The sequence below is a fragment of the Flectobacillus roseus genome (assembly GCF_030056595.1).
Taxonomy (GTDB): Bacteria; Bacteroidota; Bacteroidia; order Cytophagales; family Spirosomataceae; genus Flectobacillus; species Flectobacillus roseus.
The window spans coordinates 387,247-413,820 of sequence record NZ_JASHIF010000002.1 but is presented as its reverse complement, the minus strand read 5'-3'; the positions used below and the strand labels follow the sequence as shown (position 1 = coordinate 413,820).

Sequence of the window (26,574 nt, the reverse complement as noted above, 5' to 3'; positions counted from 1 at the left end):
TTAAAAATTAATTAAATGAGTTTACAAAAACGACTCTGTTACCTTCAAGTGTCAGGTAACCACTTGGCGCACTGGACTTCGAATACGATGGTGTCATGTTAAGACGAAGATTATTGGTTGATATAGCATTAGAGCCTATAACTTCGGAGCTAATGTTATGAATATAACTCATACCTTCCATCACACATCCATGTTTAGAATTGAACCAATAGTTCGTAGAAACTACATTTCCATTGAATTCAAAGGGTTTATCGGCGATATCATTCCAATTATGACTATGAGGGCTTGGGTTAAACTCGGTAGGTTTACCGTAGATGCTTTCCCAACTGTGTGAATGACCCCAGTCTGCTTTTCCGTCTATTTTACTTTTGACAAGAGCTACTGAAGCAGGATTGGTACACCAATTCGCCCATCTGGAATCGTCGTTGACTACATCCACATGGTATCGCACGGTGTCCCCGTCCACCTGAATGACATTGTAGGCACCAGAGGAGAAATTAATTACGCTATACATACCCTTGTCAGCGGCATTCTCTTGCAAAAGGACTGAAAAATTAGGTTTACCATAAATTGAATCCCAGTGATGTGAATGACCCCAATCTGCCTTTCCGTCTATTTTACCTTTGATAAAGCTGGTTGAAATGGGAGAAGTTGTGGTGTTATTGTATCGAGCATCATCGTTTACGACATCTACATTGAAGCGTACTTGATTGCCCGATACAGAGGCTCCAATAAATGCCCCATCACAAAAGTTAATATTACCATTATTTCCAGATTTAACGGATCCATTCTCCTCCAAGCTTATGCCTGAGATTTTGCTGTTCCAGTACGATATCTGACTATCCGAGACTAGACGTTTATTGGTATTAGTGACAATGTTGTTTGCATCAGTGAAGTAAGCTGCATGAAAGCCATCTAGTAGGTCTGCGTTTAGCCCTGAACCTATACCGTGATTGTTTTCAGACCAGACCCTTTTGTGAACCAGAGCACCAGCGTCACTATAATCGGTTCTGATATACAAATCAAAGTTCCTTTGGTATATAGTTACTGCAGAACTACCGGGTGAATGTAGCGTAATCGACGGATGTTTTGTATTGTCCGTTGTTATGACCGCCAATTTCGAATCAGACCAGTGTGTACCACCATTAGCTTGAATTTCAACTTTACCAGTAAGATAACCACCCGTAAGTGGTAGGTAAGCTCCTAATTCACTTCTATCAACTTTGGAATTCCAATAGCTAACTTGAGTATCGGTAACAAATCTTCGGTTAGCATTAGTATTGACCCAGTCAGCTCCAAAGGAAGTTTTAACGAGGTTTCCATTGGCATCAGAGACGACGGGTACAGAATTTAGTCCATCTGCAAAGTCTGAAACTTTTAAGGTTTTTGTTGAGATACGACCTGCACGTGTATCGAAAACTATACGAGTAATATTGTCTACATTGCACTTAAATCCGATTCCCCACCAAGAAGCAATCTCAAAATTGTAGGTTGATTCCGTTGCATTATCACCCGTTCCAGTTGATATATGATTATTATACCCAAATCTAACTTTATCAGAGCGGACGAGGCTTCCATCTCCTTGAGAAACAATTAACCTATCAACTTGACCATCTGCAAAATCACTCAATAATACTCTGCTTGCTTGTATTCTACCTGCACGTGCATCAAATACGATTTTGGTCGTATTATCGAGGGTAGATTTGAATCCCACTCCGTACCAAGATGCTATTTCAAGGTTATATGCTGTAGTTGTTGCGCCATCTCCAGTACCTGCACTTATGCCGTTATTTGAACCAGCAGCATTAAATCTAATAGCTCCTGTCATGGTTCCACCTGTAAGTGGGAGGAATGCTGCTAGTTCAGTTCTATCAACTTTACCATTCCAGTAAGTAATCTGAGCATCAGAAACTAGACGCTTATTTGTATTTGTGATAAGGTTATTGGCATCAACAAAGTAGGAAGCATGATAACCGTCCAACAAATCAGCATTCAACCCTGAATCAACCCCATGATTCATTTGAGTCCAAACCTTGTAGTTGACATTATCGTAGGCAGTACCATTATCGTTTCTGATATACAAATGCCCTAGCTTTTCATAAAGTTGGATAGCTGAAACGCCCGGTGTATGAAATGCTATCGAAGGAGGTTTACTAGTGTTGGTAGTACTAATACAAAGTTTCGCTTCCTCCAAACGAGTACCTCCTTGAGCAAGAATATCAAGTTTTCCTGAGATAACACCACCTGTCAGAGGCAAATATGCGCCAAGTTCGGAGCGTTCTACTTTGTTGCTCCACTGAGAAACTTGGGTATCAGTTACAAATCTTCGATTAAGGTTTGTATTAATCCAATCGGCAGAGAATGCTGATTTAACCAAGTTTCCACTTCCATCAGATACTACAGGTATAGCATTCTGACCATCAGCAAAATCCGAAAGGCGAACAGCGCAGGCTAATATTCTACCAGCACGGGTATCAAATACAATTTTTGTTTTATTCCCATTTGTATCTTTGAATCCGATTCCATACCAAGAGGCAATCTCAAGGTTGTAGGCTGAATTAGATGCACCATCGCCAGTTCCATATCCAACGTAACAATTTGAATCAAACATTACCCTTCCTGACATGGTACCGCCAGTAAGAGGTAGATAAGCTCCCAACTCCGAGCGGTCAACTTTAGCGTTCCAGTAAGAAACCTGAGTATCTGAAACCAATCTTTTGCCAGTGTTAGTAACAATATTGTTTGCATCTGTAAAATAGGAAGCATGGAAGCCATCCAGTAAGTCTGCATTGAGTCCTGAACCAATACCATGATTATTTTCAGACCAGATTCTTTTGTGAACTAATGCCCCAGCGTCAGAGAAATCGGTTCTGATATATAAGTCAAAGTTTCTTTGGTAAATGGTAACGGCAGAACTTCCGGGAGAATGTAGTGCAATGGATGGATGTTTAGTGTTATCCGTTGTTACAACTGCCAGTTTAGAATCTGACCAATGAGTACCACCGTTAGCCTGAATTTCAACTTTACCAGTAAGATAACCACCCGTAAGCGGAAGATAAGCGCCCAACTCCGAACGCTCAACTTTAGCATTCCAATAGCTAACTTGACTATCAGTAACAAATCGTCTGTTAGCGTTAGTATTGACCCAATCAGCACCAAAAGAGGTTTTAACTAGATTTCCATTAGCATCAGAGACAACGGGTACAGAATTTAGTCCATCAGCAAAATCAGAAACTCTAAGAGCTTTACTGAGAATACGACCAGCACGAGTATCGAAAACAATGTAGGTATTTCCATAACAGCTATCTCTAAAACCTATTCCAAACCAAGAGGCGATTTGTAGGTTATAAGTTGAAGTAGTGGCTCCGTCGCCAGTGCCATTTCCAATCGTGTTAACTCCTACGCCACTAAACCTAATTGCTCCAGACATGGTACCACCAGAGAGAGCTAAATAAGAATCTAGTTCAGTTCTATCAGCTTTACCATTCCAGTAAGTAATCTGAGCATCAGAAACTAGACGCTTGTTTGTATTTGTGATAAGGTTATTGGCATCAACAAAGTAGGAAGCATGATAACCGTCCAACAAATCAGCATTCAACCCTGAGTCAACCCCATGATTCATTTGAGTCCAAACCTTGTAGTTGACATTATCGTAGGCAGTACCATTATCGTTTCTGATATACAAATGCCCTAGCTTTTCATAAAGTTGGATAGCTGAAACGCCCGGTGTATGAAATGCTATTGAAGGAGGCTTACTAGTGTTGGTAGTACTAATACAAAGTTTTGCTTCCTCCAAACGAGTGCCTCCTTGAGCAAGAATATCAAGTTTTCCTGAGATAACACCACCTGTCAGAGGCAAATATGCGCCAAGTTCGGAGCGTTCTACTTTATTGCTCCACTGAGAAACTTGGGTATCAGTTACAAATCTTCGATTAAGGTTTGTATTAATCCAATCGGCAGAGAATGCTGATTTAACCAAGTTTCCACTTCCATCAGATATCACAGGTATAGCATTCTGACCATCAGCAAAATCTGAAAGGCGAACAGCGCTGGCTAATATTCTACCAGCACGGGTATCAAATACAATTTTTGTTTTATTCCCATTTGTATCTTTGAATCCGACTCCATACCAAGAGGCAATCTCAAGGTTGTAGGCTGAAGTAGATGCACCATCGCCAGTTCCATATCCAACGTAACAGTTTGAATCAAACATTACCCTTCCTGACATGGTACCGCCAGTAAGAGGTAGATAAGCACCAAGCTCCGAACGGTCAACTTTAGCGTTCCAGTAAGAAACCTGAGTATCAGAAACCAATCTTTTGCCAGTATTTGTGACAATATTGTTTGCATCTGTAAAATAGGAGGCATGGAAACCATCCAGTAAGTCTGCATTGAGTCCAGAACCAATACCATGATTATTTTCAGACCAGATTCTTTTGTGAACTAATGCCCCAGCGTCAGAGAAATCGGTTCTGATAAATAAGTCAAAGTTTCTTTGGTAAATGGTAACGGCAGAACTTCCGGGAGAATGTAGTGCAATGGATGGATGCTTAGTGTTATCCGTTGTTACAACTGCCAGTTTAGAATCAGACCAATGTGTACCACCATTAGCCTGAATTTCAACTTTACCAGTGAGATAACCACCCGTAAGCGGTAGATAAGCACCAAGCTCCGAACGCTCAACCTTGGCATTCCACTGAGAAACTTGAAGGTCTGTAACAAATCGTCTGTTAGCGTTAGTATTGACCCAATCAGCACCAAAGGATGTTTTAACGAGGTTTCCGTTTGCATCAGAGACAACGGGTACAGAATTTAGTCCATCAGCAAAGTCTGAAACTCTAAGAGCTTTACTGAGAATACGACCAGCACGGGTATCGAAAACAATACGAGTTGTATTGTCTACGGTGGCTTTAAAGCCAATGCCCCACCAACTAGCAATTTCTAAATTATAGCCTGTAGTGGTGGCATTGTCTGCGTTTCCATACCCGATGTATGAGTTTGGGTCAAAGCTAATTCGTGCGCCATACGCCATGTTTCCACCCGTTAGGGGGAGATAGGCAGAGAGTTCTGAACGTTCTACTTTGGCATTCCAATAATTGATTTGTGTATCTGTCACAAAACGTTTATTGGAATCATCTGAGATAACTGAAGTCGTAAGAAATCGGAATGAATAGCCAGTATCATCCTTTAGTAGAGCCATGTTAGTTGACCCTCCCTCTGGAACAAGATTGACATTCAATTCAGCAAGACTGCCGTTAGCGTTCTTTATTACGACTTTTTTCTTCATTAATTTAACGAGCTAGTGATAATTGGTTCTGAAATCTCTAATACCATTTGAGTGGGTGCTAATGCCTTCCCGATTTTCTGAGAGAGCTTATTGGCAACATTATCAGGTGGAATGGTTGTCACATCGCCACCAGTTCCCAAAAAGTAATTAGAGCCTTTGGTGAATGCTGCCCCTGAAATGGTAAACTTACCACCTGTCAAAACAGACATTTGAGCGTTGTTAACACCGACAGTTACGGCAATGCCAATGGCATCTTTTGCCAAAGAGCCATTGTCTGCCAGTACAAAACCAGTAGCGGTGAGAGCGACGATTTTCCCAACGGCAATACCGCCTGTTTCCACACAGTTGTCTTTTACTAAGAATCCTTTCATCCAGTCTGGAATCACAGATTCATCGACAATCCCACTATCATTTAAGAGTAGGAAACGTCCTGCATTAGCGGCTGTACCGTCGCTGGTATCAGTCGCCACACTGACTTGCATCTTACCGTCAGTGGTTTTAATTAGAGCTTGCTTTTTTGTAGCCATGTTTGTTTAGGTGATTATTTGATTTATGATAGAAACTGAGAAATCAATATTGAGCTTTTCATGGGTGATTGACAAACCCACACTTTGGGTTACTCCACCTTCGAGAGCGCCATTCGGAGCATTAGGAATCAGTTGTCCAGCGGGACCAGCATAGTAATTAGTATTTACCAATAGTCCCCAATTGGCAATTTCAACAACTCCTTCGACTTGAATATGGAGTGTTTCGCCAGTTGGCGCATTGTCAAGGCTGATACCAGTGGCTTTGAGGTAGTTTTCCTCCAGACTTGGGTTGAAGTGATAGGCAAGACCATTCTTAACAGTGATTAGGCGACCTTTTACGATATATTCGCCCGCAATGACTTCTTGAAAATCCACTCCCTTGTACACTGTGGTACTGTAATGATTCGTGACATCACCACTTGGTTCTTTGGTGGTATCCTTCTCTAAATCCTCAATCTTTTCGGATAGGCTTTGAATGGCAAGGCGTTCCTTTGCCAGCAAATCAAGTAAATAATCAGTGTCTTTGTCTATTTTCGCATTTGAAGCAGCTAGCTCTTTTTGAGCTTTCTGAGTGAAAAACAAACCTATCTTATCCCAGAAAAACCATAATGCTGCTACTACAATCACTGCAATGCCCCAAGTAGGATATTTTTGTTGTTTCATAACTTCAAGAAAGCCTTGACCGAAATTCGACCAAGGCTATTTTCTAGGTTTAAGAGGCAGTTACTTGTTGTAGACTTTCTTGGAAGCAGCTTTCAGTGTTTTACCCCACGTGGGCATGGGCTTTCCTGCTTTGCCAGCTTCGTAGATACTTTTCACAGCTTCCAAATTGACTTGCTTTACTTTTTTTTGGGCTGCTTTTTGTGCAGGAGAAAAGCTTCTTTTAGGCTTCTCCTCTGACTTCTTTTGGGTCTTTTTCATAGGTTATTAAGAGGTTTTTTTACGAATAAAGAGGTAAGTAACTATACTAAACAAAACTACCGCACTTGGTATAATCCAAGCTAGTGGGTTATTCTTGGTTTCACTTGCCACACTTGAACCTGTGAGCTTTCGAATCAGAAGCTTTCCTTTTGTTTTGACCGCTTGCCAGTACTCTCCTTGCACACTCAGCCAGCTAATGTATCCACCTTCGTATAATTCACGGGGTCTTTTCAAAAGTCCTAGAAAATCATATTTGATGTTCTCGACATGAACCTTGTTGAACCAGTCGGGAGTAATGAAATTGGATACTTCAATGCCATCAATCAAATATCCTTTCCCGTCCGTAGCATCAGCGACTTCCTCAACATAAAGTGGGTCATCTTCATTTTCCTTAAACCCTGTGGTTTTTCTAAACTTCTTTAGATAAGGATTATGAACTATTTCCAGAATCTCATGTGAAAGAACATAACTGACCTTTGTGGAGGATCTAACTTTACCGAAAGGAACTCCATTATCATCGACTCCGTGAAAACCTCCAAGGTCTTCCCCAATGTCATATTCGATGGTCACAGGAAAGTAACCTTTTGGTATCAGGTTGGTACTACTAAAAACCGTAGCTTGAGCTTCAATTGCCCAATAAGGTGCAAAATGTAGCGCCAATTGCTTGTTAATGGCTGCTACGATTTTTCGTAGTTGCTCAAGGTCTATTTCCTTTACTTTCGAAACTACTCCGATTCTAATCATCCTTCTTTTTGAAATAGATAAAAATGGCAGTGCCTATGCCCACAATAGCTAAACCAACTATCCAAAGAATGTTTTGACCCGTTCGCTGCAATTGCTGTTGCTGGACATTCGGGTCAGGTTGTTGGTTGTTGAGGTTGGAATCCTGATTGATAGCATTAGGAAAAATACTGGTAAAAAGTAATCCCACACCTGCCAACACTCCGCCCCAATTGGTATTGGTTTCCTTCTGTGCAATGACATTGCCTTGGTTATCCTTTACCTGCAAAGTCGTGCCATTGGCTGAAACAGGATTGGGTGTTTTTCCTGTAAAAATACCTTTAATCCCTCCCCAAATATTGGAGATAGCTTGTCCGACCTTGGTTTTGCCGTTTTTATCCGTATTTGTCTGGTTTGAACTATCCGTTTTGGAAGTATCCAAACCCTGCGAAGTGTCCTTTGCTGTCTTTTTCATTAGTCTTCTTTTTTACGAGTGACAATTGCCCAAATTGTGACACCAATCAACACCACGCCAGCAATGATACCAAGGATTAAGCCTGTTTTAGAACCTCCATTGTTTGAATCTGAACCAGATCCACTTCCTGTTACACTCGTTGGCGCTTTAGAGAGCTTTTCTTTTAGGGTTTTGGTATCCACATTGCCCGATTGTCCTTGCTCAGCGAGTTGAGTTAGTTCGTCTTGGTCATTGGAGACATCAGACAGTCGTACCCAAACCAAAGCTGGAACAGGGAAATCATCTCCAGACCCTGTGTAACCTCGAATCTCGACGGCTACTTGAATGTAGGCAACGCCACCCAAATACTTGGTCTTACCAGCAAAAACGCCCACCACATCCCCAAATTCAAACTCTACTAAAAGCTTGCGTTGTGGTGGATGGGTTGAACCACCAATGAATAATTGCATGGGAACGGTATCGGGGTCACTTTCTGCCAAGAACTTTAATTCGTTGCCAATAGGACTGTCGTCATACTGCTGATAGCCTGTGGCAAAATCAACGAGACCGATGACTTGCCCAACGCCTGGTATTAAGTAGGTCAGAAAGTTTCGATTGCTCGTGGTGTCTACCCAAGGATTGTATTTTCGTTCTTCCTTCTTTCCTGCAAAGGCTGTGAATCGCAAGCTTTTGGCATAAAGGATATCACCTTGTTTCATTTCGTATAGGTTTAGCGGTTATTCGTATTTATTGATTTTTCGAAGTTCTTTTTCCTTACGAAGCTGGATAAAGTTGAGCATCATTCCTGACACGTAGAAACCAGCGATACATAAGCCGACAAAGAAACTTCCGAGTTTTAAGAGTTTGTTAAACATCGTATATTCGTGGATAGAGTTTTTGAATCATTAACCGCAAATCATTGGGTGAAACACTCTCAGGGTCATGGTTGGGAAGTGGTACGCCTGATTTACAAAGTGCAACATAGCAAAGGTCAGCACAACAAAAACCATCTTGACTCAGCCCCATTGGATATAGCATACTTCCCAAGACCCCACCCCAATTATAGGGTTTACCTACCTTTCGTGCTACGTATTTTCGTGTCTCGGCTTCGTAGTACCACGGAATTTCGTAGAACTCCCAGTAAAACGGGTTTCGGTTCAGGTCTTCTGGAAAGATGTTTACACCTGTAAATTCATTCGATGAACCAACCTTACCATCTGAGAAAACCAGTTCACAATGAATAAATTCACTTCTTAGAAAAGTCTTCATCAGTTTGCCATAAAAGTCTTTTCCATCATGTTGATAGTGCTTAAAAGCAATCATGAATTTTCTCATCCTGCAACGACCTCTTCTTCCTTAGGTGGTACTTTAGGCTTGACACTGGCATCCACGGCTTTGTAACCTAGATAGGATTCAAGACCTGCTTTGGTCATTTCCAGTTTTTCGTGCATCTCTGGAATAAACACTTTGATAATTTCGCAAACGAAAATTCCCAAACCTGCAATCGTAGTTTTGGGATTATCTACCGCCACCTTGATAAAAGCTTTCAAGCCCGACACATCAGACTTTTGAGCATTTGTAGGATTCTGTTGAGCGACCATTTGCTGCATCACCAAGGTGTTTTGGTGTAGTGCTGCTAATATTTCATCCTCATACTTTGCCATAATGATTGTTAGTTATCGTCCTCATTGTCCTCTACTACCTTTCCAGATTTCATGTTCTCATGCTTGAGCTTCTCATTCTTGATTTTCCAATACACATAAATGGCGGATAAAAGAAAGAAGCCTGCTTGTGCCAAATCTGAAAAGTCATGAATGATAAAGCCCATGACTGGTATTTCTAAGAGCATATCGGAATCGGTATAGTATATGTTTCTAAAAACGTTTAAGTTCATTTGAAAACCTTGATGGTTTGTTTGAAAAAATCCTTGATGAGCGCTTTGACTGCTTGCCATGAATCAGGACGCACAATAAAGTAGCCTGTTGCCACAAAGAAGCTAATCCCTATGATCCACAACAAAGCCCTGCCAGTTTGGGAACTAATCGACCCTGTCGTTAGATTTGTTTTGTCGTAGCCGACTGGCAAGGCTTTGTTTAGGAATAGTTTCACTTCTGCCACTGTCACCACGCCATCTGCATTGTAATCAAGTGGGTTGCTATCATAAGCTGTTGTACCTCTTCGGTAGAGCACCGCATTGTCAGCTTTACCGAATGCGATGGGAAAATGTACCAGAAAATAGAGCTGATAAGCGTCTTTAGGCACACCTCTTTCCTTGATTCTTCGTTTGAGGTATTCTCTCACATAAGGTAGCTGCTGCACGTGGTTCATCTTGTAAAGTGCTGCGGTGCTTGTCCCTAGGTCTTTGGCAGTACTTTCCAAAAACTGAATCAATCCCGTAGCCGTCCCTTTAGGGTTTCGAGCCTGTGGATTGAGCCTTGATTCTGCCCACATGACAATCATGAGCCAATCAGGATTTTTGATACCTAGGTCTGAACAAATCGCCTTAACCGTATTCTCAAAGGCTGTCCGAAGGTTTGAGGGTATTTTTTCAATATAAACTAAGCTCATAACCAAACGGAATTTTGTCTTTGTATTCAGGTAGTTTCTTGTGGAGTTTTACGGCATTTTGGACAGACTTTTTAAAGAAGAATTTTACATCTAACACTTCCAGTTTGCCGTCTCTATCACCATAAACCGTATCTAGTACTTTATTGTATTGGTAGGCTTTTTCACGCTCGTAAGCAATAACATAGCCATCACCTTTACCAAGGGCAGCGGGATGGAAAATAGCTAGATACACATCATAGGCTGAGTTCATCTTCCCGATATAGGGTTTGAGATAAGGATACACTAGGTGTTCTAATTGCCATTCTCCAAACTTACCCCTGACTTGCCCTAATGAATAGCCCAAACGTCTTAGCGTACTTGGCAAACATTGAATCAAGCCGAATGCTTCTGAGAGCTTATTTTCTGCTTGCGAGCTGTGCTTACTTTCCACCCAAATGACCATCATCAGCCATTCAGGCTTGATTTTGAGTCTTTGAGCTACTTCTCGAACTTTGGAGATATAGCCGTAAGGGTTTCGGTATGTGAGCCATTCAAAGGGTAGCATATATTAGTTGTTAATCCACTTTTTCAAAAAGATTGAGATAAGAATCAGAAGCGTACCAGCCCCTAGGGCAGTAGCTCCAAGTTTTAAGGCACTAGGCACATCAAATTGTACATTGATATTGGCTGTACCTAAATTGCCTAATAATCCACTTTGGTTATTCATTAGTAGTTAAGTTTTAGGGCAATCATACGCTGTTCCATTCGAGCTTGCTGGTCGCCATTCCATGAAAAGAGAATCTTCTTCCAGCTTGTGACTCTAGTCCAAAGGGTTGCAGCATCCTTTTTGCCGTATTTGGCATTATAGGTCTGAACAAGGAGATGGAATTGGTCATTAGTCAATGAAAGAGCTTTGATATAGGCATCTCTCAAATCATCGCTATTGCCAAACCATGAGTCAAAGTAGGCATGGAATTCTTCTACCAGAGGGTTAGGATTCCAGTCTTTGGGAAGCCCTGAGCCTGAATTAGGAAGTGGGAGTTCCAGAAATGTTTCCTCTTTGGGCGTTGTCAATCGCTTGTAGGCATAAAAGGCAGCCGCACCAAAGACCGCGTACCAGAATACACTCGAAGAGGTGAGCTTGTTGACCACCTTGAGGAAAGTTCCCCATGCTAGGCTTAGTGCTTTCATTAATCACCTTTGAGTTTAAAGAGTTTTCCGATTAGTTTAATCGCTAAAAAGCCTGCTACTGCACCGATTGCGCCTTTGATGATGACTTCCTTGACTGTATAGCCTTCGCCTGTGTTTACTTGGGTCACTACAACTTCCTTGGTTTTTCCTGTGGTTGGGTCTGTTTGGGTAACCGTCTTTTTCACAGGTTGTGAAGTGACAGGTTTGACCGTCGAGCAATATTGGACAGCTACATATCCCACACCACCCATTGCCAAGTTGAACTTCAAAAAGCCATTGACACTTTTTCCATCGGACTGACCAATCAAATTACCTTTATTAACGGCTGATTTAATGGCTGAGGTTAAGGAAGCTCCCGTTCTGATTCTGACACTATCACCTGTACAATAGTAGTTCTTCGTTCCAGAAACGACGGTTGGTGTTGAAATAGTGGTAAGGTCAGACAAAGGAACAATGGCGTTGGTACGATATTTTAGCATATACAAAATAGGTTTGTACAACTGCACTAAAGCTAGTTTAGTATCCTCATAGACATCTTGGATAATTCCCAATTGAAGCCCATTGTTCATCTTACCAATAACACCACCAAAGTCAATCTTGCTTGGATTATCTTCATCCCAATCGGCAGTATCATACAACTTGACGTAACCGTATTTAGGGGAGGTTGCCTTAACGGACATTCCTATACGGACATTTTTGATATCAATTGCCATTGTGTTTGATTTAAGACCAGACAGCCTATCAACATAGGCTGTCTAGCATGATTATCTTAGTCTTCGTTGCTAAAAGACTTCCAAGCGAAGTAGGCAGCCAAAGCGGCTAAACCAGCCAACACGTAGTTAAGCGGCTTTTTATAGAATGGAGTGGCTGCCTCTGGAGAACCTTCGGTAGATGCGCTTACGCTTGAACCACCCAAGACTTCTTTGATGACGTCAGTAGCGTCTTTTGCGACAAACGGCGTATTGGCAATGGCGCCTTTACCATCTGCATACAAACCGATTTCCTTGTCGGCTGTCACATAAGCCATTCCTACGGTTTGCGTTTCTGGCAAGGCAAAAGGTTTCAAGGCTTTGGCATACTCTGCGATACCAGTTTCATTGAACCAACCCGAACCTTCCAGCTTAGATAGGTACATTGGTTCAAAGTTGCCACCGCTGCTATGTTTGGCAAAAAGGACTTTTTGTGAGTTGATTTCACAAAGCGCTAAAGTCCACGTACCTGATTCGCCGAATTTGAATGCGAAAATTACGTCACCTTGTTTGATTGCACCATGTGCATGGATATTGATAATAGATGCCATTTTCTTGAGTTAAGAGGTTTGGAGTTTAAAGGAAAATTGAAATTGATTGGGTTTAATTAAAGCCCTCGTAGGGGATTTTGCGAGCATCAAGAATGTTCTGAAGCTTTTTCGAGTAAGCCATCAATCTAATAACTAACTCATTTTCGATGGTTACTGGTGCTGGCTCAACATAACCTTCCGTTGGAAAATCCACTAAGTTTTGTTGGGTGTACTGCATGGGTGTTGTACCTGTTTTAAGACCCACTGCCACCAAGTCTGCATCCGAAGCTAACAAGGATGTGTGTTCTGAGTTAAACCCATTGAGAATACTCAATTTTGGGACAATGGTAGCATGAACAAAGTACTCTTTTCCTACTGGAATCAGCTTGTCAGGCGCATTACTGGCTTCAATACAGGCAAAGGTTAAACCCAAATGCCGAAAGATTTTGATGTTTCTGGTGATACCATCGTTGTAGTTGACACTAGCGATAATATCACCATTTTGATACTGTTTTGCGAAATTCATGTTGAATAGAGATAATATGAGAACCTGAAACGAAACAAAGAGGATTAACTCTTACTCAGCATAGTTTACTTCAATGTCTACCGAAATAGAAGCTAAAAGCGGTAAGATGATATGCTTGTCTAAAGTGATCTGCTCGTTGACATGATAGATAAAGTAATCACCACCTTCGTGTTTAGCTTCAATCACACGTGAGGTAGCTATACCTTTTCGAGAAGTAGTGTTTACTTCTAATTTTTGGCTCATTTGAGCGAGCTGGTTCAATTCAGACTTTACCTTCACACGAATACTTTCAATGGTTGGTGGATACACGTAATCAAAATCCTGTACGTGGTCTAAGAGAATACCCTCTTCAGGTGTTGCCGTGATTTCGGTATCGTTATCGACTGCTTTGAACGTCCCATCGGTTACGTAGCGACCATTCAAAACATTGCCTAAGCGAAGACCAGGCATAAGGCAGACTTTTACATCTTTGTCACCGTTTTTGAGGTTGTACTTCACGCTCTTAGAGGGAGGTGTACTTTCCTGACTAGGGTTTAAATCAATAATGTTTGACATGATAAATAGGTTTTGTTGCTAGGTTGATTTTTCCTTGTTTGCAGCTACAAAGTTACTATGGCTTTTTAAGGCTTTGGTGGTAATATGGTGGTAGTAAGGAGTATTCGTGCCTACTACCACACAAGTTGAGCCTAAAACAGTCCTAAGAACTTCTTGCGTTTAGGCATTTTACCTAAGGACTCCCATTCGATATTGGACTTTTTAGCGATAAGCTTCAAGGCTCGCCTATCCTTTTTGTGAATGGAGGTCAGTACCATTTTCTGATACGTGAGTGCTTGAGCCTCCTTGAACTTGGTTTCTGCATCTGTTCCTAGACGTCCCATTCCTCTGATTTCTTGCAAGGTGGTTGAGCTGATTTTATAAAGCTTTCTTAGAGCCTCTGATTCAGTTTCTATCTTCTTTTCAAGTTCACGAATACTGGCCTTGGTTTTACTAATTCTTTCGTCCAGCAAAGCGATTGGGGCAGCTTTAAAGCCTTCAATGGATTGATTCTTGAGCATCTTTCCATCAATTTCCTCTAATGAAACAGTGTTTGATTTTGCATTGGTTACGAGAAATAGTAGTTTACCTCTTTTCACCAATTGCCCTTCTTCAAAAGGACTTTTAAGATGAACCTCTTTGGCTTTTACTTTTTGTATGGGCTTTATCACTACGGCTTCTCTGGTATCATCGACTATAAGTACGCCTTCAAATTTGTTCCCATTAACGCTTTTAACTTTGAGTGTTTTATCTAACTCCTGATCCTTTACGATATCGCCTTCATCTAGCGTGCCTTTGAAGAGCTTTTTAATTGAGGCTGGTCTACTTGTTGATGCAGGTTTGGGAGCTACTTTTTTTTGCTTTGACTTGGCAAAGGCTTTTCCCTTCTCTTTATTGTCTTTGGAGATACCTAGTAGGGACTTTGCTTTTGATATTTTCTTTACTTCTTTGGGACTGGGCTTTTCGGGTTCCTCCTTAGGTTTGGCTTGAGCATCGAGCGCTTTATTGATTTGTTCCAAAATCACATCAATGGACTCGTCAATTTCTGGGTCAAGTCCGTAGACCTCTACGGTATCGGTGGTAAGTCCCTCTACGATTTCTACTAATTTCTTGTTTGAGTTTTCTAAAAGCTCTGAACGTTTTGAAGCGTAATTGCTAACGGTAATTTTCATGGTTGATTAGGTTTAGTTTAAGTTTAAGGCTTGTGCTTTGAGTTTGAGTAATTGAAGCTTGATTTTAATCAGGCGCATGGATTTCTGTTTGTCAGAGGCTTCGCTAGCACTCTGTTGTTGTACCTGAGCGTTCACCGAATCTTGAATCATTTTAAAGTCGGTAGCACTCAGAGTGACAGAAGCTCCAAATCGCTCGGTCAAAATCCTACAGACTGCTTCTAAGTTTGAATCATCGACAATACCCACCATCGTGCTTGATACTGAATTGAAGTTGCCACCATCTACGTATTTGAGTAGTTCTGCATCGGTGTAAACATCGCCTCCCTTGCTTTTAGATAGAGCGGTAATCATTCTAAACTTGCCATTCTGTCTGAAAAAGGTTGTTCCAATACTAGTTGACACCTGACCTTTACTTCGAATGATGGGTACTGCTACCGTTAGTGGTGCAATGACATTGGCAGTATTGCTTTTCCAATTAGATTCCCTCAGATATGAATTAGGAAGTAATAATCCTTTCTTGACACTGCCATCTTGCATGGTGAAATCAATCAAACGTCCTTTAGCAAACTTATCGTTGGTATAGGCTTGAAGGATATTGCCTGTAACAATCAAAGCTGAAACACGGTCTTTAGACTGAGAAGTAATGGCTCTTTGCCATTGTTCCAACACATTATCATTGGACAAAAACTTCGATTGACTCATAATTCCTGAGAGCTTGCCAAAATCATTGCCTGTGATGCCAAAGGTTTGCTTTTTAACGCCATTGGAAACGGCTATGTCAATTTCAAAGCTGTTTAATTGTATTTGACCATCTTCGTATGGCTTTATACCCAAACATACCCCTGTGACGTAGCTATTGTCGGATTGTGGGACATACAAAAGCCTTCCTAGTTTGAAAAAGTCAAGTAGTTCTGCATAGGCTCGTTTGTTCCCTTCTTTCCCTGAACTATGATAGGCAATGGCTTCCTCGCGTTCTTCGACGAGTTCCTGAAGCTTGGTTTGTAGCTTTTGCTGCTGTTCCTCGGTCTTATTTTTAAGTGCTTCAAACCATGAAATCGTCATTTCTTTGTCTTTCTCATAGTCTGTTTGTGCTCTGGTGATTCTCGACTGGGTTTGTTGTTCCAATAAATTCAAGACTAACTCTTTGATACCATCCTTTTGTACCTTTTCTCGCTTTTTTAGCTCTTCTTGGAGCGTCGTGACCGTGTAGGGTTTTCGTAAGTTGTTAATTTCATACAAGCCCACATAGGTAGGTCCCGAAAAGGGCGAATCCGTAAAGCTTTTGCCTAGTACTGCGATATTGGGTACTTCGATACTAGCTGCCTTTAAGTCCATCGTTTCGACTTCAAGGTCATATTCATCCAAGGCAATCTTTAGCTCTACGAAGGCTTGATACTTTTTGACCATATCAGCATAGAACTTTTCTTGTTCCTTGGTATTGAGTAAGGCTACTCGACCAGACACGCTTTTGGCTAAATTTTCGATATACTTTTCGGACTTCGCATTCGTCTGTTCTGCATCTTCATCACCATGTTGGGTATCATAGAAATAGCGTTGAAGGTCTAAGCGAGTGTAATAACTCTTTTCTAAATCTTCATTCTTATCATCCTCAATCAGGGTTTTCATCACGATATCTCCATACTTATTCAAAAAGTCCTCAGATTGAATCAGGTCTTTCGAAGTCTTTTGCGAAGAGGTCGTATTCGCATCCAAAGATTTTAGCTTTGATTTGAGCATCATTACTAATCGCTTTTCTGCGGGAATATCAGAACTGAGATAGTCATAAATCGGTGGCGAGATTTGACCCGTTCGGTTGATACGTCCACGTTTTTGAATCTCGGTGTTAATATCGAGCTCAGGTTGCCAGACAATCATCACTCTTTGTTTTACCTCAGAAGCTGGTACTTTCTTAGTAGGAATGGCATGAGCGGACTTTCCTGTTGAACCACTTTGGTTAATCATCAAGCAGTCAATTTGATTGTCCTGAAACTTCTGGAAGGTATCAGCCGCATTCTCTTTGCGCCTAGTTTGAACTCGACCTGTCGTGACAACAGCACTCATTCTCCCTAATCCTTTGGGTAGGTATTCATAGATAACCTCCAAATTACGACCTGTTACCTCACCAACTTTGTAGCCCTCAGCTTCAATGCGTTGTTTGACATAATCAATCGGTGAAATCATCACACCCGTTTGAATGGTTTTGATTCTACTCAAGATATAATTGTATTCAAAAACGGCATTACTTCCTAAGGTATCAAGTTCGATTTTCTCAAAATGTCTTTTGCCCCATCCGTCATTGATTTGGATTCTAAGGACGCCTTCTAAACCTCTGGTTAATACTTGTGAGAAGTCGGTATTTACCTTGCCTGTAGAATCAATATCAAGTTCCTTGACAAAAGCTTCCATCGTATTGGCAAAGGCAATCACAGGCTTTTTGCCCTCTCTAAGTCGTTGAATGGCTCTATCCGCCACTGCATCAGCTTTGATAGCCAGTAGCATTTGTGATACGATTTGGAAAACTTTAGAAAAGTATGGAGCGTTGCGCACTCCTAAATCAGCCGTTCCGCTAGCCAACGCCACTTCACCTTGTTCATCACGCAAGGTTTGATTCATGTTTTCTACTGTGCCCTTGACATAGTTTCTCTGGAAGGCTACAATCATTTGCATGATGTCTGTGATGTTGTCACAAATCTTTCGGTGCAAGGTAGAATAGTCTTTCATACCAAAACTGGTAGCGGTTTTATCTAGCACAATCCAGTTAACAATAGCGCCTGTATTAGCCATACCTCTTTCGTGTCGAATGAGCTGCCCTTCACTTACCAAGTTGGCTGAGATGATTTCTTGCAATGCGACACCACCCATTTCTACAGCATTAGCCATTTGCTCGGAGGACATATTGGCTTCACTAAGGTCAGTTTTGAGACCATACAAAGCCATGTTTTCACTACGTTTGGCAAATGTGGCAGAAAGGAAAATCGTACCTTTGGATTCACGGACAATTTCTCGCATGATGATACCCGTAGAAGAACTTCCTCCTGAAGCATTGTGCGATTCATCCAAAATCAAGATATTGCCTTTTGCCTGTTCGTACAGGAATTTAGCCTTTTTACCCTTGATAACGTTCTTTTTACCCCCATTCCAGATAATTTTATTGCCTGTGGCTACTTGTGAATAGGTTGCTAAGATAAAGTCATACTCATCGGGTAAAACACCTGAATCGATGATGCCATCTTGTTCTAGTTTTTCAGGAGCTTTGTAAATAATATTGCCTAAATCATCCTTGATATGAGAATCGGCATCCCTCGTATTGACAATAAAGGGTCTAATGTGTTTACCCTTTGACAAATCATAATCCGCCGTGTTTCGTTTGTATTTAAACACGCTTTTGGTCGGGTTCTGTTCTTTAAAAGCTTCATAGTTTTCGGGATTGTTTTCGTAGTTGCTTTTCTCTTCTTCGCTCAATTCATCCCATGTATCATATTTGATTTTCTGCTCGACTTGACCAATGGCGATTTCTAGTTTTTGAGAACCATCTTCCATACCCACCCCGATAAGGTCACGGTAAAGGTCTGTAAACAGAGAGGGCTTTTCTGTGATAACAATGGGCTTTTTGCCTTTGTGATAAGCATAACGAATCATGGCCGCATTGATACGACCTTTTCCAATGCCTGTTTGGTGGGCGATAATGATTCCTTTGCCTTTTTCGACCTGATAGATAGCCAATGCGACCGAATCAACCTGCTCGGCGGCCATTGCATTCGAGAGTTCATCAAGTGATTTGTAGCGTAGGTGCATCTTGACGTATTCATCAACCGTCATTTCGTCACCGTATACGTTTCGAAGATATTCTTTGAGTTTTGAAAGGGCAATTTGTCCTTCAAAAAACATAGAATCGGGGGTTTCAACGGATAGAGACTTCATTTTGGAAGCGGGACGATACATTTCGCCTAATCCTTCCACTTTCTTCTTTTTGGATTTAAACAATTTAATCATGGTAGAGGTGTTTATTTTGATAGCAAAATGAGCTTCTGCAGCTGGAAAAAGACCAGGAGAAAAGCGGATTTTGCTATCAAAATCAATAAGGGTTTGTAGATATCAGGAGCTGATCACTAAAGCTCTTGTATTTTTTTGCTATCAAATGGCTAATGCCTGTGCTTTGAGCTTGAGTAATCGTAGTTTGATTTTGATTAATTCCGTAGGTTTTCTTACTCCTTTCTGATAAGTAGTCATAAATCTTTCATAAAGCGCTTCGAAAGTATCGACCACGGTTTGATTGACTTCTTCTGCCATTGGGGCAAAACCCGAAGGTTCTTTTTTGACACCATCGACTAAGACCACACGCACATCAAATTGTGTTCCTTGGCGAGCGTAAAGCTCTCCATCGATACTAATTACATCAACAACGTTATAGTGGTGGTGCAGGTAGTTAAAAAAGAAGCGGTCGCCCACGGCATGATTCCCACGATTTCGACCAACAATCAATCCCTGAGCATTGTAATGGGTATGTCCACCAAGGATAAAAGCTGCTTTACCTGCTGGTTTCATGGTTTCCAAGGCATAGAGTGCCATCAAATGGTCGAGTTTATGAACTCTGATAGGACCTACATTTACTCGTTGTGGAAGCAATCCAAAGGGAGGGTTAGAGATAACGGCATCAAAGCTACGTTGATAATCAGGCATCTTTAAAGAGGCATCATTCTTCGTTACTAACTTAAAGCCTTGGGTCAGTAGATTCTTATATCTTAGCTCAGAGATTTCATTAACGATAAACTGTCTAGGCTCTGCGGCAATGGTTAGAAGACCGTTTCCTGCACTTGGTTCAAAACCTTGTTTGTTTGGGTCATCAATCCCACACCAAATCCCCATCAAAAAGGCGATGGGAGCTGGAGTAGAATACTGTTGGAGCATGATACTCTCAGAGGTACGATGATTGAGTCGAACTTGGTTTTTGTAGAGATTAACAATGCTCAAGTAGCGCTCTAAAACGCTAGAACTGGTATGCGCATATTCCCTTGCCGTGCGAACAATGGCTAATTCAGTAAGTTCTTTGACCTCTGATTGGTTGGTAATACCAAATTGACTTGCTAGTTTTTGGGAAGTGGTTTTACTATCCCTTTGACCTTCTTTGAGTCTTTTCTCAATGGCTTGTACATATTGAAGCGAATGGTCAATAACCAATTTGCCTATACTCTGTATAGTTTGAGTTGCCTCAAAATCAGTAAAAATACCAACTTCCTCTGCGTTGAAAACGGGATTGCATGGGTCAAGGATAAGAGGTTTATCCAGCAAAACAACCAGATAAATATGGGATGTACCCTGTGAAGTATACGTGGCTAAACGCACTTTAAAAGGAATCCCTAAATTTAGTAGTGTTCCACCTAACAGAATCACAAAATCTTCACAGTCTATTCCTGTATGTCTGTCAGCCCATGAGGCGTTAGGCAAACGAATGATTTCCGCTGAGTCAGGATAGCCGTCGTATTGGTATTTGAACTCTTTTCTACAAAAGTCATACAGAGCTTTTACAGAATCTTGGTGCGATTGAGAGTTAAATCTTTTGGCAAAAGCTTTGGTTTGTGACTTGGCTTGAGGTATGTATTGATTAGCAATTAGGCCAGCTAGTTGTTGTACGTTGGGGTTTTCATGGATGATACGGTCGTGTTTGGCGGGTGTCTTAAAAATTGAGCTTGTTTTCAAAGTACTTGATTTTAATCTATCATTTGTCATGTAGAACAAATGTACTGATAGGAATAAGGATGGTCGGTGGTAATATGGAGGTAGTTTAGAGGTAATTAGGATTTAAGTAACCCTTACAAAATCCTAATTATGCTTATTGTCTGTAAAGTCTTTGAAGTAAATTTCTTCCCCAGTACGATTAAATATTCGAAGTGTAAAATCACTGGGAGCCTTTGTAAGAGTATCACAATAGAATTTTGTTACAATGATAGAGTCTTTTTTATGAATCTTGTAAAGGAACTCTCCTTTGTTTTTATAAACTGTATCACTAATGTTCAAATACGGAGTTATCGAATTGAAGAATGCACTAGTTAAGTGAATATGGTCTTTTTTCTGCTTGACGTAATCATATCCATCTACTATCAGGGCATTGCCAACACTTTCATTTTTCTGAACCACGATATGAAACTCTCTTTCAAGAGTTAAAGCATTGCTTCCTTTACAATCAACTTGACAAGAAAATATAAAGTTGCAAGCTACATACAAACAAAAGAATAACAGATTTATTTTTATGTAATTAAGCTTCAAGAATTGATTAGTCATTTTAGCATGAATTTAATAAATACTTTTAATTTGCTGTATTCGAGATTTGTGAAGATTCCTTAATTTTTCATCACTGTTAAGTAAGTGAAATTTTATTAGATTGTCAATTTGAAAACTTCATTATAAATATAGTTTATAGCAGGATAAGGCAGTTTCCTTCGTAAAGCAGGGTTGTCAGGGTCAAAACCCAAAGACTTTAATTTCTCTTTGTGAGCATCCACCTTCAAACACGAAAGAAGATACTTCACATCAGCTCTAAGGTTTTTGCCTTGTCCTGTGGTAATATTTAGCTCTTTGCAAATATCGGTTAGTGTTGAAGGTGGATAGATTTTCATTATTTTAGTTTTTCTAGGATTCTGTATTTGAACAAATTCGTCATAGCAGCATCATCTTCTACGAATTTTCGTAGCAATGCTAAGTCTACACTGTCAAGTTCAATGGGTTTGTCAGAATAGAGGTCAAATGCAATCAGCATCAATTTGGGACTATCCTTAGTATTCGATTGAGCAATTCTTTCAGCAAGGGCTTTGCCAATACTTCCTCCTTCAAGAGGCTTACCATCAAGTCCTTTGAAGTCTACAGATAAATCAATTTTCGTTTTTGCCATTTTATTTTAGGGGTTATTTTTTCAAAATCGGTGTGAAGCCAATAGGTAATTCTTTGACTTCTTTTCTGGTGATTCCTCTACCTAGTTGTAATTCTGGATTAAGGTTTAATTGCTGCTTGTCGCAATAGACTTGCATGGTGTCTTGCATTTGTGGTGCTAGCATAGTTTGAGCGTTGGAGGTTTGTTTATAGCGGTCTTTTCTCTGAATCAGGATTCTTACTATTGCTCCTAGACAAAAGACCACCAAAAGAATGAGTAATAGGTTTAGTGTAAACATGGTTTAAAGAGGTTGTAAAAAGTCTTTGATTTCTTGCTCTGAGAAATACTGTTCCAGTTCTGGAGTTTCGTTTCTTTTGAGCATGGTGTGAAAATCTGGCAGCTCTCTAAAATAGTCGAGTGGTGGTAATACTTCTCTTTTTGCTTGGATAGCCAGACAGTATTGGAACTTCAAAAAGGTGGTTTGCATCATCACCATGTTTCTAAAGCTACGTACCTCTGTCTCTAGCTGAAGCTTTTGTTGCTTGACTTTTTTGCGATGGGTTTGAAACCCAACAAAGAAAATTACGCATAGGAATACTAGGTCTAAGGTGTCACGAAGGGTCATTGTTTTCTAAGGTTTTCAAGTTGAGAATTGCGAACTGTGAGTCAATATCTAGGCTCTCGTAGATTTTCTTATCTTGATTGATAATTTGTACCAACTCAGTTACTTCGTGGTTGTGAAGTGCCTTGAATGGCTTGCTAAAGTGTTTTTGAACTAACTCATACAAAATCACAGAATCAATCTTGATGGTATCCTCAAACTGTTGTCGTAGCAGGGTTGATTCGTCATTAGCTTGCTGGAAACCGATAGTAGACTCTGGTTCTTCCAACTCAAAATGCTCACTTACTACCTCATTCAATTCTGATTTATCCAGTTTGATGGGCATTATTGTGGTATTCTGGCTTTCTGTAGGTTCTTCAACTACCGTGGCATTATCTGCAAGGTTCTTTTCAGTCCTTTTTCGCATCAATAGGCTCATGCCAAGAATCACCATTCCAACAATGGCGCAAATGAGCAAAAACAACTTCACAATTAATCCGTAGTTGGCATTTTCTGATTCATCTTCAAAATCTAACATAGGTGCTATTTGGGGTTAAATTCTAGTTTCTGTTGTGCAAAAGGAAAGTACTTTTTCCCATCTATCCATTCCACTTGTTCGGTGTTACGCACGCCTACACGATATTCCTCTTTGTCGAAGTATCTCGTTGTCCATTTCTTGTTTTCAGGAAGCTCCGTATTTTGAACAGCAATGTCATACATCAAATAGGCAATCTCTTTTCTCGGTTGAACCTTTGTAGGTAGACCATTGAAATCATCACTTGTTTCTTTCAAGACCAACATATTCATCATTTTCAAAAGGTCAGGAGAAACCTCTGTACCTCCGAAATAGTGAAATTGAAGTAGCAGCTCTAAGCCGTTGTTTTTCGGGGTTTTCAAAAGCTGCTTTTGAGCTTTTGTCATTGCACCTGAACCAAAGAATGAGCCTGCATCGTCATAGATGACCACCGCATTTTTGACATAGTTGCTACAGTAGTACGAAAACTTGTCGTAGTCGTCCGATTGAAGCTTTACCACTGCATTTTTAGGCATGGGTCTTTCCAAATCCTCAAACGATACCACCTTGGTGATTTCCTTGTAACTGGAATTATTCGAATGGTCAAAGACAATGATTCTTTTGGGGTTATTTTTGAAGGCTCCGACTCGAAAATCAAGTGAGAGTTGTAAGGCTTCGTAGGTCTTTCCTGTATTTCGAGTACCAAAGAAGCCCCAAACGTTTCCTTTGGGATTCATATCTAGGTGATTTTGGCTTTGATTTTCTTGACTACTTTTATGGTGAAGTTTGAAAGTGCCTGTGGATGATGAGCAATGATGTTTGAACCCATGAGCACCACTAAATCGTAAATCATGGCGGTTTTACTTGGGAGTCTATATCTGCCTTCACGTGCCTTTTTCTTCAAATCTTCCAGAATAACCAGCTTGACAAACTTTCGGATAGATTCAGTATCTTCGAGCCCTTCGTCCTGTTGGATTTTCTTCTTTTGCTCCACTCGCTTCTGGGCTGCTTTGACTTCGTCACTCAATGGAATAAGGTTCGCCTCAAAATCTTCGACCAGTTTTTCATCGCCATTTTCGGTCGACATCTCTGCCACAATATTTCGTAGCACGCCTGTACCCGTTTTTACGTAGGAGAAAATTAGTTCTGTTTCCAGTTCTGCATTCCCTTCCAAAATTACTTGGTCGTAGCTGGGTACATAATGAGGTGTGACGACCTGTTGAGCTACGGTTTGAGGCTTGAAGGGATTGTCAAATAATCCTTCCACTAGTTTGGGAGCTGGTGGCTCTTCCACTCGTTCAGGTGGTGAACTCATCCCTGTGAGGATGGAGTTGCCCATTTCCACACCCTCTGATATTAATTTTAGTCTTTCTGAGAATTTCATGGTGCTACTTTTTTACGTATTGGACTCCCTTTGCTAGACCCTTACCAGCGTACTTGATGCCAAGGTTAACAAAGAAGGATGCTACTTTCTTTTTACCTGCCTTTAGTTGGGCTTTGACTTTTCCCATCAAGGTTTTTCGTTCTTCCCATTCGATAATCAATTTTTCGAAAACAGGACGAAAAGCGGGTTCAAAATCAATCGCTCCATCGGCTCGAAAGCAACCCATTGCGGTCATGTATTTTCCAATCATATCGAGTTTGAGTTCGTTGTTGATAACGGCAGCATCATAAGTTTTTTTCTTGGCCAGTAATGATAGAGCTTCTTCTGAAAATGCTTGAAATTCTTCAAGTGTCATTTCTCCGTGACTCTGATAGCTTACAATTTGTCCGTGGGTGTCTAGGGTGAGTGTAGCGAGTATTTGTTTCATGGTTGAGAGATTTCTTCAAAGCCCTTGGTATAGTGTTTCTTCCATACACCCGCTCCGATACGAACAAAAGCTTTCTGCTCAGAGAATCGAACTGCCTCAGCAATCAGGTTATTGAGACCTGCATCGTTTGCCAGTTTAAAAGCCTTGAACTTATCCAGCATGGTGTTTTCGTTGTTTTCATCACGTAAACGGATGTTTTCAAGTTGAAGCGCTTTGTTTTCGTTTTGTAGTCGAATGAAAACAGGGTTGTTTTCAATGTTTTCAGGCTCAGTGGTGATGTTTTCAGGGTTCTTGAAAACATTGTTTTCGTCCAGCAGCCGTTTGTTTTCATCCTGTAAAGCAATGTTTTCACTTTGAAGCTGAATGAAAACAGAGTTGTTTTCAATGTTTTCAAACTCAGTGGTGATGTTTTCATGGTTCTTGAAAACATTGTTTTCGTCCATCAGGCGTTTGTTTTCATTCTGTAAAGCAATGTTTTCACTTTTAAGCTGAATGAAAACAGGGTTGTTTTCAATGTTTTCAGGCTCAGCGCTGATGTTTTCATGATTTCTGAAAACATTGTTTTCGTCCTGCAATCGCTTGTTTTCAAGTTTCAATTGAATGATTTCATCCTTTAGAGGATTGATGTTTTCATCCAACAAGGTTTGGAACTGTGCGCGGATTTCAACTTCTCGTTCAGGTGTGAGTATTCGATCATCGTTTTCGTTTAAGCCAAACGTTAGACCATTGAAAACATAGTGAGCTAAGGCAGATTGAAGAATGTTTTCATAAGTTTTCAGCTCAGGATTTTCTTCGAGCAGTGTATCTAATTCCCGAAGCTGCTCAGGTGTGAGGTGTATGAAAACAGTGTTTTCATGCTTAGGGATATTGCCAGCAAAAGTCTTTTCAAGAATCTCGTTAAGGAAATCACTAGTGTTTTGAGAGCTTCTGAGCCAGTCAGCAATTTCAGGTCTTACTCTCGCTCCAATCTGGACGGTACGTGCAATGTTTTCAGCCATGTTTTCAATGTTTTCATGAATCAAGACCGATGTTTTCGTTTGTTTTCATCGGTGTTTTCATCATGAAATTAGTAGGCTATTGACGAAAACATGATGTTTTCATGCGAGCACATTCGATTTTGTCCGTATATATCCGTTTTTATCTCTTTTTTGCACAAGTGATTTTTAGTAAATTTGTATGAAAACCTAAAACAAAAACATTGGATTTATTATGGGAGCTTCTACAATAGTTAATTCTGCAAGCATCGCTCAATTGATGGGCTGGACAAAGGAATATTCGGCAAAGAAAATCAGACAAGTAAAAAAGGCAACAGGTTGTGCATACGTCACCTTCGCAGATTGTGCCAAAGCTTGGAACGTATCAATGTCGTAAAACAAAGCTCTCTTCTAAATATTACTGATAAATGAGAACGCCCACCAATTGTGAATTGGTGGGCGTTTGCTTTTCTTATAGTTATGACTTGAAGGGAATAGTTATTAAAACAATTTGCTTGTTTTAGTACTAGGTAAAGAGCTGAATTAAGGACTAAAGTTTAATGCGTTCTTCAAACCTATATTGAATTCGAAATTCTAATTTGACAAAGGGATTATTCCTACTGTAGGTACTATTTCAAAAATATTCAAGTA

General features: G+C 40.6%; 32 protein-coding genes. 1 reads left to right on the top strand and 31 read right to left on the bottom strand.

The annotated features are described in order from the left end of the window. Nucleotides 1–7 precede the first annotated feature (7 nt). The 31 genes from QM524_RS01860 to QM524_RS01710 all read right to left on the bottom strand — a co-directional run bounded on the left by QM524_RS01860 (nt 8) and on the right by QM524_RS01710 (nt 25,947). On the bottom strand, nt 8–5,287 hold the full coding sequence (locus QM524_RS01860; protein ID WP_283343220.1) for a tail fiber protein: 5,280 nt from the start codon (nt 5,285–5,287) through the stop codon (nt 8–10). Beyond that, nucleotides 5,287–5,814 carry a hypothetical protein gene (locus QM524_RS01855; RefSeq protein WP_283343219.1) on the bottom strand — a complete coding sequence of 176 codons (528 nt, stop codon included), beginning with the start codon at nt 5,812–5,814 and terminating at the stop codon, nt 5,287–5,289. Before QM524_RS01855 ends, QM524_RS01860 begins: the two co-directional genes overlap by 1 nt. A 6-nt stretch (nt 5,815–5,820) precedes the next feature. Beyond that, nucleotides 5,821–6,477, bottom strand: a complete 657-nt coding sequence (locus tag QM524_RS01850) for a hypothetical protein (protein WP_283343218.1) — start codon at nt 6,475–6,477, stop codon at nt 5,821–5,823. 60 nt (nt 6,478–6,537) lie between these two features. Then, entirely contained in the window at nt 6,538–6,735 is a 198-nt protein-coding gene (locus QM524_RS01845) for a hypothetical protein (RefSeq protein ID WP_283343217.1), read from the bottom strand. 6 nt (nt 6,736–6,741) lie between these two features. Next, nucleotides 6,742–7,479 (bottom strand): hypothetical protein, encoded by a 738-nt coding sequence (locus tag QM524_RS01840; protein ID WP_283343216.1) that lies wholly within the window; start codon nt 7,477–7,479, stop codon nt 6,742–6,744. Further along, nucleotides 7,472–7,930 (bottom strand): hypothetical protein, encoded by a 459-nt coding sequence (locus QM524_RS01835; protein WP_283343215.1) that lies wholly within the window; start codon nt 7,928–7,930, stop codon nt 7,472–7,474. Before QM524_RS01835 ends, QM524_RS01840 begins: the two co-directional genes overlap by 8 nt. Further along, on the bottom strand, nt 7,930–8,628 hold the full coding sequence (locus QM524_RS01830) for a hypothetical protein (protein WP_283343214.1): 699 nt from the start codon (nt 8,626–8,628) through the stop codon (nt 7,930–7,932). The genes QM524_RS01835 and QM524_RS01830 overlap by 1 nt, the downstream gene beginning before the upstream one ends. 18 nt (nt 8,629–8,646) lie before the next feature. After that, a complete protein-coding gene (locus tag QM524_RS01825) occupies nt 8,647–8,784 on the bottom strand; it encodes a hypothetical protein (RefSeq protein WP_166554030.1) in 138 nt (45 codons plus the stop codon). Further along, nucleotides 8,777–9,244, bottom strand: coding sequence for a hypothetical protein (locus QM524_RS01820; RefSeq protein ID WP_283343213.1), 468 nt, complete (start codon nt 9,242–9,244; stop codon nt 8,777–8,779). Before QM524_RS01820 ends, QM524_RS01825 begins: the two co-directional genes overlap by 8 nt. After that, nucleotides 9,241–9,573, bottom strand: a complete 333-nt coding sequence (locus QM524_RS01815) for a hypothetical protein (RefSeq protein ID WP_283343212.1) — start codon at nt 9,571–9,573, stop codon at nt 9,241–9,243. Before QM524_RS01815 ends, QM524_RS01820 begins: the two co-directional genes overlap by 4 nt. An 8-nt stretch (nt 9,574–9,581) precedes the next feature. Beyond that, on the bottom strand, nt 9,582–9,803 hold the full coding sequence (locus QM524_RS01810; protein ID WP_095160511.1) for a hypothetical protein: 222 nt from the start codon (nt 9,801–9,803) through the stop codon (nt 9,582–9,584). Beyond that, the gene (locus QM524_RS01805) at nt 9,800–10,477 is read right to left on the bottom strand and encodes a transglycosylase SLT domain-containing protein (protein WP_283343211.1); all 678 of its coding nucleotides are present in this window, start codon (nt 10,475–10,477) and stop codon (nt 9,800–9,802) included. The genes QM524_RS01810 and QM524_RS01805 overlap by 4 nt, the downstream gene beginning before the upstream one ends. Beyond that, nucleotides 10,458–11,021 (bottom strand): transglycosylase SLT domain-containing protein, encoded by a 564-nt coding sequence (locus tag QM524_RS01800; RefSeq protein ID WP_095160513.1) that lies wholly within the window; start codon nt 11,019–11,021, stop codon nt 10,458–10,460. Before QM524_RS01800 ends, QM524_RS01805 begins: the two co-directional genes overlap by 20 nt. Before the next feature lie 3 nt (nt 11,022–11,024). Continuing rightward, a complete protein-coding gene (locus QM524_RS01795; protein ID WP_166554115.1) occupies nt 11,025–11,183 on the bottom strand; it encodes a hypothetical protein in 159 nt (52 codons plus the stop codon). Beyond that, entirely contained in the window at nt 11,183–11,647 is a 465-nt protein-coding gene (locus QM524_RS01790; RefSeq protein WP_095167611.1) for a hypothetical protein, read from the bottom strand. The genes QM524_RS01795 and QM524_RS01790 overlap by 1 nt, the downstream gene beginning before the upstream one ends. Continuing rightward, entirely contained in the window at nt 11,647–12,360 is a 714-nt protein-coding gene (locus tag QM524_RS01785) for an SH3 domain-containing protein (RefSeq protein WP_283343210.1), read from the bottom strand. Before QM524_RS01785 ends, QM524_RS01790 begins: the two co-directional genes overlap by 1 nt. Nucleotides 12,361–12,416: 56 nt before the next feature. Next, nucleotides 12,417–12,947, bottom strand: coding sequence for a hypothetical protein (locus tag QM524_RS01780; protein WP_283343209.1), 531 nt, complete (start codon nt 12,945–12,947; stop codon nt 12,417–12,419). Between the two features lie 52 nt (nt 12,948–12,999). After that, a complete protein-coding gene (locus QM524_RS01775) occupies nt 13,000–13,452 on the bottom strand; it encodes a hypothetical protein (protein WP_095160517.1) in 453 nt (150 codons plus the stop codon). Between the two features lie 51 nt (nt 13,453–13,503). Beyond that, nucleotides 13,504–14,007 carry a hypothetical protein gene (locus tag QM524_RS01770; protein WP_283343208.1) on the bottom strand — a complete coding sequence of 168 codons (504 nt, stop codon included), beginning with the start codon at nt 14,005–14,007 and terminating at the stop codon, nt 13,504–13,506. A gap of 131 nt (nt 14,008–14,138) precedes the next feature. Beyond that, on the bottom strand, nt 14,139–15,158 hold the full coding sequence (locus QM524_RS01765) for a hypothetical protein (RefSeq protein WP_283343207.1): 1,020 nt from the start codon (nt 15,156–15,158) through the stop codon (nt 14,139–14,141). A gap of 12 nt (nt 15,159–15,170) precedes the next feature. Next, nucleotides 15,171–19,151 (bottom strand): strawberry notch C-terminal domain-containing protein, encoded by a 3,981-nt coding sequence (locus tag QM524_RS01760; RefSeq protein WP_283343206.1) that lies wholly within the window; start codon nt 19,149–19,151, stop codon nt 15,171–15,173. Nucleotides 19,152–19,292: 141 nt separating this feature from the next. Next, nucleotides 19,293–20,855: a hypothetical protein gene (locus QM524_RS01755; RefSeq protein WP_283343205.1), complete on the bottom strand. Its 1,563-nt coding sequence runs from the start codon at nt 20,853–20,855 to the stop codon at nt 19,293–19,295. 677 nt (nt 20,856–21,532) lie between these two features. Beyond that, a complete protein-coding gene (locus tag QM524_RS01750) occupies nt 21,533–21,772 on the bottom strand; it encodes a hypothetical protein (RefSeq protein WP_283343204.1) in 240 nt (79 codons plus the stop codon). Beyond that, nucleotides 21,772–22,044 (bottom strand): hypothetical protein, encoded by a 273-nt coding sequence (locus tag QM524_RS01745; protein WP_095167633.1) that lies wholly within the window; start codon nt 22,042–22,044, stop codon nt 21,772–21,774. The genes QM524_RS01750 and QM524_RS01745 overlap by 1 nt, the downstream gene beginning before the upstream one ends. A gap of 13 nt (nt 22,045–22,057) precedes the next feature. Further along, on the bottom strand, nt 22,058–22,321 hold the full coding sequence (locus QM524_RS01740; RefSeq protein ID WP_283343203.1) for a hypothetical protein: 264 nt from the start codon (nt 22,319–22,321) through the stop codon (nt 22,058–22,060). A 3-nt stretch (nt 22,322–22,324) separates the two neighbouring features. Beyond that, the gene (locus QM524_RS01735; RefSeq protein WP_166580407.1) at nt 22,325–22,648 is read right to left on the bottom strand and encodes a hypothetical protein; all 324 of its coding nucleotides are present in this window, start codon (nt 22,646–22,648) and stop codon (nt 22,325–22,327) included. After that, a complete protein-coding gene (locus QM524_RS01730; RefSeq protein WP_283343202.1) occupies nt 22,635–23,162 on the bottom strand; it encodes a hypothetical protein in 528 nt (175 codons plus the stop codon). Before QM524_RS01730 ends, QM524_RS01735 begins: the two co-directional genes overlap by 14 nt. Nucleotides 23,163–23,167: 5 nt before the next feature. Further along, nucleotides 23,168–23,875, bottom strand: coding sequence for a hypothetical protein (locus QM524_RS01725; protein ID WP_283343201.1), 708 nt, complete (start codon nt 23,873–23,875; stop codon nt 23,168–23,170). A 2-nt stretch (nt 23,876–23,877) separates the two neighbouring features. Beyond that, complete coding sequence (locus tag QM524_RS01720) at nt 23,878–24,522, bottom strand: hypothetical protein (protein ID WP_283343200.1); 645 nt, start codon at nt 24,520–24,522, stop codon at nt 23,878–23,880. Between the two features lie 4 nt (nt 24,523–24,526). Beyond that, nucleotides 24,527–24,949, bottom strand: a complete 423-nt coding sequence (locus QM524_RS01715) for a hypothetical protein (RefSeq protein WP_283343199.1) — start codon at nt 24,947–24,949, stop codon at nt 24,527–24,529. Further along, nucleotides 24,946–25,947, bottom strand: a complete 1,002-nt coding sequence (locus tag QM524_RS01710; protein ID WP_283343198.1) for a hypothetical protein — start codon at nt 25,945–25,947, stop codon at nt 24,946–24,948. The genes QM524_RS01715 and QM524_RS01710 overlap by 4 nt, the downstream gene beginning before the upstream one ends. Nucleotides 25,948–26,158: 211 nt before the next feature. Between QM524_RS01710 and QM524_RS01705 the strand changes: the two genes are divergently transcribed. Continuing rightward, complete coding sequence (locus QM524_RS01705) at nt 26,159–26,320, top strand: hypothetical protein (RefSeq protein ID WP_166553764.1); 162 nt, start codon at nt 26,159–26,161, stop codon at nt 26,318–26,320. Nucleotides 26,321–26,574 lie beyond the last annotated feature (254 nt).